Annotated in this window: 8 protein-coding genes and 2 pseudogenes; 7 read left to right on the top strand and 3 right to left on the bottom strand. The window is 63.4% G+C overall.

Annotated features, from left to right (window positions below; all coding sequences use genetic code 11):
- The 4 genes and pseudogenes from AC1DT2_RS09775 to AC1DT2_RS09790 form a co-directional block, all read left to right on the top strand.
- Positions 1–952, top strand: a pseudogene (locus AC1DT2_RS09775) (beta-galactosidase); the annotation flags it as partial.
- Positions 952–2,313, top strand: coding sequence for an APC family permease (locus AC1DT2_RS09780; RefSeq protein WP_477296042.1), 1,362 nt, complete (start codon positions 952–954; stop codon positions 2,311–2,313). The pseudogene AC1DT2_RS09775 and the gene AC1DT2_RS09780, both read left to right, overlap by 1 nt.
- Positions 2,292–3,239 carry a carbohydrate kinase family protein gene (locus tag AC1DT2_RS09785; RefSeq protein WP_477296043.1) on the top strand — a complete coding sequence of 316 codons (948 nt, stop codon included), beginning with the start codon at positions 2,292–2,294 and terminating at the stop codon, positions 3,237–3,239. Before AC1DT2_RS09780 ends, AC1DT2_RS09785 begins: the two co-directional genes overlap by 22 nt.
- The gene (locus AC1DT2_RS09790) at positions 3,217–4,632 is read left to right on the top strand and encodes a family 4 glycosyl hydrolase (protein WP_477296044.1); all 1,416 of its coding nucleotides are present in this window, start codon (positions 3,217–3,219) and stop codon (positions 4,630–4,632) included. Before AC1DT2_RS09785 ends, AC1DT2_RS09790 begins: the two co-directional genes overlap by 23 nt.
- An 8-nt stretch (positions 4,633–4,640) precedes the next feature.
- On the opposite strand, the pseudogene AC1DT2_RS09795 reads toward AC1DT2_RS09790, so the two are convergent.
- The 3 genes and pseudogenes from AC1DT2_RS09795 to AC1DT2_RS09805 all read right to left on the bottom strand — a co-directional run.
- Positions 4,641–4,772: pseudogene (locus tag AC1DT2_RS09795) on the bottom strand (type I methionyl aminopeptidase); the annotation flags it as partial.
- A 104-nt stretch (positions 4,773–4,876) separates the two neighbouring features.
- Positions 4,877–5,098 (bottom strand): hypothetical protein, encoded by a 222-nt coding sequence (locus tag AC1DT2_RS09800; RefSeq protein WP_063572592.1) that lies wholly within the window; start codon positions 5,096–5,098, stop codon positions 4,877–4,879.
- A 94-nt stretch (positions 5,099–5,192) separates the two neighbouring features.
- The gene (locus AC1DT2_RS09805) at positions 5,193–5,606 is read right to left on the bottom strand and encodes a hypothetical protein (protein WP_477296045.1); all 414 of its coding nucleotides are present in this window, start codon (positions 5,604–5,606) and stop codon (positions 5,193–5,195) included.
- 486 nt (positions 5,607–6,092) lie between these two features.
- Here AC1DT2_RS09805 and AC1DT2_RS09810 point away from each other — a divergent pair, with 486 nt between their 5' ends.
- The 3 genes from AC1DT2_RS09810 (at position 6,093) to AC1DT2_RS09820 (ending at position 9,714) form a co-directional block, all read left to right on the top strand.
- Positions 6,093–7,070 carry an alpha/beta fold hydrolase gene (locus AC1DT2_RS09810; RefSeq protein WP_477296046.1) on the top strand — a complete coding sequence of 326 codons (978 nt, stop codon included), beginning with the start codon at positions 6,093–6,095 and terminating at the stop codon, positions 7,068–7,070.
- A 347-nt stretch (positions 7,071–7,417) separates the two neighbouring features.
- On the top strand, positions 7,418–8,557 hold the full coding sequence (locus AC1DT2_RS09815; RefSeq protein ID WP_213947138.1) for a hypothetical protein: 1,140 nt from the start codon (positions 7,418–7,420) through the stop codon (positions 8,555–8,557).
- The gene (locus AC1DT2_RS09820) at positions 8,557–9,714 is read left to right on the top strand and encodes an efflux RND transporter periplasmic adaptor subunit (protein WP_477296047.1); all 1,158 of its coding nucleotides are present in this window, start codon (positions 8,557–8,559) and stop codon (positions 9,712–9,714) included. Before AC1DT2_RS09815 ends, AC1DT2_RS09820 begins: the two co-directional genes overlap by 1 nt.
- Positions 9,715–9,788 lie beyond the last annotated feature (74 nt).

Raw genomic sequence — 9,788 nt, forward strand, 5'->3', positions numbered from 1 at the left:
CGACTACGGCGCGCCCGTCGACGAGCGTGGCCGTCCGACGGATCAGTACGCGCGGCTGCGTCGTGTGATCGCGGATGCCACGCGCGTGACGCCGCCGGCATTACCACCTGCACCCCCTTCGGCGACCTTCGCGCCGGTGACGCCGCTACCATTCGCATCACTGTGGGACAACCTGCCTGGCAAGCAGGTGACCCTGCCATCGCCGGGACCGAACGAGATTCTGTTCGGCCAGGACCAGGGGCTTGTCGTTTACCGGAAACAGTTCGACAAGGGCCGGGTGCTGCGCTTGGAGAACGTGCGCGATTACGCCGTTGTCCATGTCGATGGTCACGAAGTGGGGTTGGTGTCGCGCGTGGAACATCCGGCGCTGAACTCGAAGCCCGATGTGGTGCTGCCGGACGCGTCCGCAGGTGCCACGACACGTACGCTCGAGGTCCTTGTCGACACCTTCGGGCACATCAACTTTGGCCCGCGTATCGGGGAGCACAAAGGTCTGATCGGGCCAGTGTCGATCGATGACGTGCCGCTGCACGAGGTCGAGGCGTGRCCGATTCCTCTGGATGATGGTTGGATTCGGGGGCTGCGGGGTTTCGCCGATGAATCGGCTCCTACCGAGCAGACGTGGCCGATGAGTGCCGGTTCGCGCTCGGTWGGAGCCGATTCATCGGCGAAAACCAGATCGCCCAGACCCGCCATCTTCTTCAAATCGACCCTGCATGTAGAGACCCCAGGCGACGTCTACATCGACATGACCGAGTGGTCCAAAGGCTACCTCTGGATCAACGGCCAACTCCTTGGTCGTTACTGGAACATCGGTCCGCAGCAGCGTCTGTTCTGTCCCGGCCCGTGGCTACGGGCGGGTGACAATGAACTGCTTGTGCTCGACCTGCACCGCCGCACCTCGGCGGTCGTTACCGCCGCCGACAGTCTGCAAGCCTCGAGGAGTGCCTGATGCGCGCCAGCGTGAGCGAGCCCGGCGTGCCTACCCAGCCCCCGCGTGCGATCGGCTTCTGGGGTGGTCTCTCGGCCAACGTGCTGAACATGATCGGCATCGGTCCGTTCGTCACGATTCCCATCGCACTCTCCGCGCTGGCAGGCCCCTCGGTCCTGCTCGGCTGGATCGCCGGCGCACTGCTTTGCCTGTGCGACGGACTGGTCTGGGCCGAACTCGGCTCCACCATCCCCGAATCCGGCGGGCCGTACCACTACCTGCGCGAGGCGTACGGTCGCGATAAGGCGGGGCGCCTGTTCGGCTTCCTCTACCTCTGGCAGACGCTGCTCACCGCACCGCTGTCGATCGGCAGCGCCGCCGTCGGCTTCGCCCAGTACGCCGGCTTCCTCATCCCGTCGCTGGGCGAGACGGGGAGGGCGCTGCTCGCAGCGGGGCTCTGCCTGGTGAACACGGCCGTGCTCTATCGCAAGGTGGGTCAGATCCAGCGGCTTTCCGTGTTCGTGACAGCGATCGTGGTCGTGGCCTGTGCGTGGATCGTGTTCAGCGGGATCACGCACTTCGATATGGCCATCGCCAGTCACTTCTTCCAGGCGCATGTCGACTCGTCGCACGGCTTCTGGCTCGGGCTGGGTGCGGTCGCATTGATCGCGGTCTACGACTACGGCGGCTACAACAACGTCTGCATGCTGGGCGGCGAAGTGAAGCAACCGCGGCGCACCATTCCGATGGCGGTGCTCGTCTCGATTCCGCTGGTGGCCGTGCTTTACCTCGGTCTCAACCTCAGCATCCTCGGCGTGTTGCCCTGGGAGCAGGCGGCACATTCGAAAGCGGTCGTCGCGGATTTCATGCAGGCCATCCACGGACACACGGGCGGTACGCTGGCGGTGCTGCTGATCCTGCTCGCCAGTTGGGGTTCTGCCCTGGTGATCCTGCTGGGGTATTCGCGCGTGCCTTATGCGGCGGCGGCCGATGGTCAGTTTTTCGCGGTGTTTGCCCGGCTGCATCCGCGTGGAGGCTTCCCCACGGTGTCGTTGTTGTTCGTCGGCGTGACCTCGGCGGCGGCGTGTTTTCTCTCGCTGGAACATCTGATCGCCACGCTGATGGTCACGCAGATCCTGTTCCAGTACATCGCGCAATGTTTCGCCGTCGTCGCGCTGCGCAAGCGCCGCGCCGACGCGGATGTCTTCCGTATGCCGCTGTATCCGTTGCCGATCGTCGTGAGCGTCATCGGTTGGCTCTACCTCGTGGCGACGGCGGGCACGTCGTCCATCGTCACCGCCGTCGGTGCGGTGCTCGCCGGCACCCTTCTTTTCCTGTGGCAAGCACGGAGGTCCCGCACGTGGCCATTCCCGCAACCCTGAAATCGTGGGACGTTGCCGTGGTCGGTGAGATCTTTGCCGACCACGTGTTCAGCGGGTTTCCCACATGGCCCGGCCCCGGCGAGGAGGTTATCGCCGAGAACTACCTGCGCGAGCTCGGTGGCGGCGCGATCAACACCGCCTGCGCGTTGTCGCGGCTGGGCCGTCGCGTACGCCTGGTGGGCTTGATCGGCGAGGCCGACCTCGACTGGTTCGAAAGCCGCCTTGGCGAGTTCGGCGTGAGCATGGAGGGCATCCGGATCGGTAGCGACGGCACCGGCATCACGGTCAGCGTCTCCACGGTCGAGGACCGTTCGTTCTTTACGTACCCTGGCGTGAACCGCGCGCTTCCTGAGTTGCTTGCATCGCCGGAAATCGTTGCCGACCTTGCCGCCGCACGCCACGTGCACTTCGCGATGCCTTTGCCCCGCGACCTGGCCGGGACCTTGCTCCCGCTGTTGCGCCAGGCCGGCTGCACGACATCGCTTGATGTGGGCTACAGCCCCGGCTGGCTGCGTGATCCCGCCAACCGGTCGAGCCTTCGCGACGTCGACCTGTTCCTTCCCAATGCGAAGGAAGCCGCACTGCTGAGCGGCGATGAAGAACCCTCGTCGTTCGAAGCCTGGTCGATCGGCGCCGGCATCGGCCGTGCCGTGATGAAACAGGGCGCCAGCGGCGCCTGGATCGCCGACGAGCGCGGCCTGCGCCACGTGCCTGCGCCTCGTATCGTTGCGCTCGATTCCACCGGTGCCGGCGACGCGTTCGACGCGGGCGTCATCGATGGCCTGCTCGATGGCGAGTCCATCGACGGGTGTGTCGAGCGCGGCTGCATCTGCGGCGCGCTGTGCACGACCGCGGCCGGCGCCCTCCAATCGCTTCCCCATTCCCCCCAATTGAGGACCCTTCGTGAGCAAACGTACGGATCGTAAGATCGCATTGATCGGAGGCGGCGGTGTCCGCTCGCCCTTGGTGGTGTTTGGCGTCAACGAGGCCGCCGAGGCACTCGGCGCGGCTGAAATGGTGCTGTACGRCCCGGACCCGGCGCGACTGCGGATCATGGTCGACCTCGGCAAGGCCGTGGTTCGCCGTTTTGGTGGGAACCTTCGCCTGCGTGGCGCTACCTCGCTGGAGGACACGATCGAGGGTGCGGATTTCGTGCTCAACAGCGTGCGCATCGGCGGCATCGCCGGCCGTGCAGCCGACGAGCGCGCATCCATCGCGCAGGGCTATCCCGGCCAGGAGACCACCGGTCCGGCCGGTGTCGCCATGGCGCTGCGCACCATTCCCGTGGCCATCGAGCAGGCGCGGCTGGTCGAACGCTTGAGCCCGCAGGCCTGGCTGGTCAACTTCACCAACCCCGCCGGACTCATCACGCAGGCGGTGAGTGACCACAGCAAGGCACGCATTGTCGGCATCTGCGACACGCCCACCGAGCTGTTCCACAACATTGCCCACGCGCTCGGCGAACCGGCGAGCGATGTCGAGTGCGACTACGTCGGACTCAACCACCTTGGCTGGGTGCGCGGTGTGCGCGTGCGCGGCGAGGAGGTCATCGACCGGTTGCTCGACAGCGACGAGCTGTTGCGCAAGCTCTACCTGGCGCCGCTATTCGACTTCGACATGATCCGCACGTTGCGGCTCATCCCGACCGAATACCTGTTCTTCTACTACGAACGCCAGCGTGCTCTGGACAACCAGCGCAAGCAGGGTGGTAGCCGTGGCGGTGAAATTCAGCGGCTCAACGATGACCTGCTGGCGGCACTGACCTCGCGCCTCGACGCCGGCGATGGCGACGCCGCCGTGGATATCTACGCCGCTTACCTCAACCAACGCTCCGGGTCGTACATGAAGCTGGAAGCCGAAGGGGGTTCGGCCTTCGACCAGGGCGTGAGTCTCCAGGGCGACCCGTTCCGCGTGGCGACCGGTTACCACCGCATCGCCATCGACGTGATGAGTGGCCTGACCGGTGCGAAGCCGGCGCGCATCGTGGTGAATACGCGCAACCGCGGTGCGATGCCGGACCTTCCCGACGACGACATCGTCGAGATCGCCTCGGATATCTCGCTGGATTCCATCGTGCCGCGTCCCATCGCACCGTTGCCTGATGCCGTGAACGGCCTCGTGCGCGCGGTCAAGGCGTACGAGCGTGCGGCGATCGCGTCGGTGTTGAACGACCGTCGTCTCGAGGCGCGCAAGGCCATGCTGATCCATCCGGCGATCGGGCAGTGGACGCCTTCAGGCGATCTGCTCGATGCGCTTCTGGGTCACGCCAATGAAGATGGCGAGTGCTTGTGTCAGGGGCCGGTTCACCGGCACGGATGAGGCACTCGCTAAGCAGGTATCGCCACAGGACATAGTGCGGATTCGCCCGGCCGCAGGGTCAACACCTGCACGCCGGTGCGCGTCACGGCTGCCGTGTGCTCGAACTGGGCGGAAAGCTTGCCATCGCGGGTGTACACCGGCTCTCGTAACTCGCTGGCCACGATGTATATTATGATCAAACAGCCGTTCTGCCGGACTTCGGTTAGGTTCCGCGCTCTGTTGCCGGTCCGTTTAACGTCCGTGCCTACTTCTGCGAGCCGTACTTCGCAAACATCACGGCGAAAAGAAGGATGGTGAGGACAATGCCAAATCCAGCGAGCGCGCCAGGCGTTGGATGGGCCAGACGGCGAAACAACAGCATCGCCAGGCAATAAACGATAACGCAGACCCAGCCTTCCCACGTCTTGGGACTGATACCGATGCCGAATCGTTTCGGACCGAACCAATACTTATTCCGCTGGAGCATCGCGCATGTCCTCAGAGGTATGCCGCGAAAGATACTCCAAAAAAAATCCCGCCTACGGGCGGGATTCGCGATTACGGACAGCAAGATTTTCCGATTATGCTTCGGGGCCCGCGGTCGAAAGGAGGGTGCAGAATCCCTTTTTCACGGCTTCCTCCGGCGAGCTGGTGCCACCGCTCAGCTGGAAGACGAAGGACACCTTACTACCGCTGCCGGCACTTTCGACCATGGCGTTGAGCGGCGCGGTTTTTCCGTTTCCGTATGACACGGTCTGGGTCGCCGTAATGCTTCCGAGTTCCTTATCAGCCTGGGATATGGTCCAGCCTTCCTTGACAACCTGCTGATAGACGGCCTTGAACACATCGTTGGGTGCGCCCTTCAGGGTCGCCGTTGTCTTGAATGTGTGGCCCTTGAAAAAGCTGCCTTCGTTCGTGAAGTTGGCGTCGCATTGTGCAGCGAGCGACTGCTGGGCAAACGCGGCGCCTGCAACCAGGACGGTCGCCAGGATCATCTTATGCATCATGCATTCCTTGATGAGAAAAACGAGCGGCTATCTAACCAGAATGTCTGGGTGGAGCGCAATCAGAAGTTGTGTTTTCGCGGACATGCGCAAGGGATAGTCTGCCCAGAGTCGCAAGACGGGGCGGATCGTTATCATGCTGACTGACGGGGAGAATGGAGCGCAGGGCCGACGCGCGTGTATTCCTGCTGGGCGCTGCCATAAGCCTTTTGCTTACCGGTAGCATCCGGATAGTGGCGCTATCGCGTTCAATTGCCCGGAGCGCGACGCCATCGGCATGTACGTGCACGACGAGGATCGTTCGGCAACCTTAGTGCTCAAGGATTCTGATGTATCCGTGGGTGATCATAGCCTGCTGGAGCTGACTGCACGGGGTAAGGGCGGGTAATTGGAGCTGTTCGATGCCACGGGGAAGGCCCACCCCCGATCGTCGCTGACGGAAGGCCGGATTGATGCAAGCCCCTCTGGAGCTACAAAGTGAAAAAAAGCTTCATCTGTTTGGGTTTTTTGTTTGTCTTCGCGGCGCAGGCCGGGGGGAAGACCCAACTACCGGTCGACGATGCCGTCTACCTTCATCCGTCTCGACTTATCGCCGTCGATGGAGGGCGCCGRCTCAATCTGTACTGCACGGGCAGCGGTATGCCGACGGTCGTGCTCGAGGCTGGGCATGGCGATGGACTCACCACCTGGGCGCGAATTCAGCCGGCGATTTCAAGGCGCACGCGTGTATGTTCCTACGACAGGGCCGGCTTCGGTTTCAGTGATCCGCCGCATAAGCCGGGAACCATCCAGCAGGCCGTTGACGACTTACACGCGCTGCTATCCAAAGCACATGCCCGGCCACCCTTTGTCATGGTGGGACATTCCATGGGTGGCATGATCGTTCGACTTTACGCGGCGGAACACCTGGACGACGTCTCAGGCCTGGTGCTGGTGGACCCCACGAACGAGCACCAGGCCGAGGGTTACAACAGAGTCGATGGGCGGACCTATGCGGACTGGGACCGTGCGAATCGACGGAGCTTTCGGGATGCCGAACGGTGTGTGGCCGCGGCTGAGGCTGGAGCGCTAGTCGCGGGTCGTCCGCTCTATGCGTCGTGTGCCGCCGACTATGATCCTGAATTCAGTCCTCGCATTAACGCGCAGCTCATAAGCCAGTCGCTGAGTTACGGTGCGCAGCGCGCCATGGTCTGGGAGCAGGAAAACACGTTCTACTTGAGCTCTGCGCAGTTGGCCGCAACGCCGGGGGCGTACGGGGACAAACCTGTTCGTGTCTTGTACCGCGGTCCGGATTCCAAGAGGGAGGGGCAGCCGCAAGCACAAGCGGATGCGGAGTACACGATGCTGGTTGGGCTCCATGCGGGCGAAGCAGCGCGCTCCAGCCAAGGATCCGCTCAGGCAGTCCCGGGCACCGGTCACTATATTCAGATGGATGCTCCCGATGTCGTGGTGTAGGCGATTGAAGACACGGTCGATGCGTCACCCTGATCCTTTTCGGGCCGGCAACGGTCTTTAAGGAAAAAGCTTGCATGTTTGCCTTATCGGCAATAGGCCCTCACCAGCTAAGCGGATACTCAGCCCGCTGATAGCCGGGGTATATCAAATTGACCTCCCCAAGTCTAAAATGACCGTTCGCGGGCGAAGGATTCGCAGGCCGCATTAGTGCTGGAGCGTTTTCGACGCTTGTACTGGATCAGGGCCGGTATTGACCCCATGTGGTCAGCCGCACTGTTATCGCTACGGCAACGATTCGTATCGCCCGGCGCGGACATTATTTTCGCCTGATCACGGGAAGTCCCATTTTGAGCACTTCGGATTCGCTGCGTATCGTCCCTCTTGATGTCAAGACGGACCTGGATCGCTTCATCAAGCTGCCCGGGTCCATCCTGGGCTCCGATCCTGCGTGGATCCCGCCGCTGAACCTCGAGCGGCGCCTGCACCTTGGTGCCAAGACCAATCCCTGGTTCGAGCACGCCCGCTGGAAGGGTTGGATCGCGTACCGTGGCGACAAGCCGGTGGGCCGGATCAGCGCCCAGATCGATTCCCTGCACCTGGAGATCCATGCGGACGACGCAGGATTTTTTGGCATGCTGGATGCCGAAGACAACCAGGAGACGTTCGACGCCCTGATCGGCGCGGCGGAAGCCTGGCTGCGCAGCGAGGGCATGAAGCGCGTCCGCGGCCCGCTCAGCCTTTCGATCAACGACGAAGTCGGCTTGCTGGTGGACGGCTTCGATACCTCGCCCTATTTCATGATGGGTCACACCAAGCCTTATTACGGTGCACGCATCGAACAGGCCGGCTACCAGAAGGCCAAGGACATGCTGGCCTATGTGGTGGCGCCGGACTTCCCCGAACCGAAGGTGATGAAGCGCCTGCTCGGCAGGTCCAAGCAGAGCATTACCGTGCGTCCGCTGGACAACAAGCGGTTCGATCAAGAGCTCGCCGTGCTGCGCGACATCTTCAATGACGCCTGGTCGGACAACTGGGGTTTCGTGCCCTTCACCGAGGCTGAGTTCAAGGATCTCGGCCACACGCTGAAGGTGCTGATCGCTTCCGAGCTGATCCAGATCGCCGAAGTCGATGGTGTGCCGGCGGCTTTCATCGTTGCGCTGCCCAACGTCAACGAGGTCATCAAGGATTTCGGCGGCTCGCTGCTGCCCTTCAACTGGGCGAAGTTGCTGTGGGGCCTCAAGGTGAAGTTCCCGACATCGTCCCGCGTGCCCCTGATGGGCGTACGTAAGAGCTTCCACAACACCCCACTGGGCCCGGGCCTGGCCTTCCTGGTGATCGACGCAGTGCGTCATCACCTCGTCGCCCGCGGTGTGAAAGAGGTCGAGCTGTCGTGGATCCTCGAGGACAACGACGGCATGCGTAACATCATCGAGGCCATCGGTGGCCGCGACTATAAGCGTTACCGCGTCTACGAGAAGGCACTCTGATGGCCACGCAGTTCTCCCGGTTTGGGCCGATACTCCTCGGCGTCGTCGCGATCGCCGGTGTCGCCTGTTCGAAGAAGGGCGCGTCGGATGCCGACCAGAGCGTGCCGGTGGTGATTGCCACCGCGCGCCAGGGCGGCTTCGTCGTTTACCGCTCGCAGCCGGGTACCGTGACGCCGTCCAACAGCGTCCTGGTGCGTAGCCAGGTGGACGGTGTACTCAAGAGCATCGCCTTCACCGGCGGCCAGATAGTCAAGCAGGGTGACCTGCTGGCCGAGATCGACCCGCGTGCAGCCCAGGCGCAGCTTCAGCTCGCCAACGGCGATCTCGCGGGTAGCCAGGCCAAACTGGCCAACGCGCAGGAAACCCTCAAGCACTTCCAGGTGCTGGCAACGCAGGATTCCATTTCCCGCCAGCGTCTCGCCGACCAGCAGTCGCTGGTGGCGCAGTACCAGGCCGAGGTGAGGTCCGAGCAGGGCCGTATCGGCTCCGCCAACCTGCAGGTCGCCAACGCACGGATCACCTCGCCGATCACGGGCATGGTGGGTCTGCGTCGGGTCGATCCGGGCAACCTGGTCGGTCCTTCGGATGCCCGTGGCATCGTGGTGGTGACGCAGTCGCAGCCGAGCAAGGTGATCTTCTCGGTGCCGGTGAACGTGGTGCCGCGTGTGCTGGAACGCCTTAACGGTGGCACCTGCATCCCCGTCGACGCCTATGGCGACAGTCCCGATGACGTGCTTGCCACCGGGCGCCTGCGCGCGGCGAACAACGAGGTGGATCCCGCGACGGGCACCGTGAAGTTCGAGGCCGAGTTCGCCAATACCAACAATGCGCTGTTGCCCAACCAGTTCGTCACGGCGAAGCTACCCGTCCAGGTGTTGCCGCAGGCGATCCTCGTGCCGGCTGCTGCGATCCAGCAGGGCGCGCAGGGCCCGTTCGTCTATGTGATCAACGACGACAAGACCGCTGCCGTGGTGCCGGTCAAGCTCGGCCCGGGTGACACGACCACGGCCGTCATCGCCTCGGGTATCGCGCCGGGTGCGAAGGTCGTCGTCGAGGGAGCGGACAGGCTCCGTTCCGGCACGTCGGTCACCGCCACGGCGAGTGCCACGCCCGCACCGGCGTCCGTTGCGAGTGCTCCGGAATGCCATAACCCGTGAACCCGTCCCGCCTGTTCATCCTGAGGCCGGTTGCGACCTCGCTCCTGGCCATCGCGATTCTGCTGGTCGGCCTC

The organism is Luteibacter sp. P4_E6 (genome assembly GCF_056401535.1).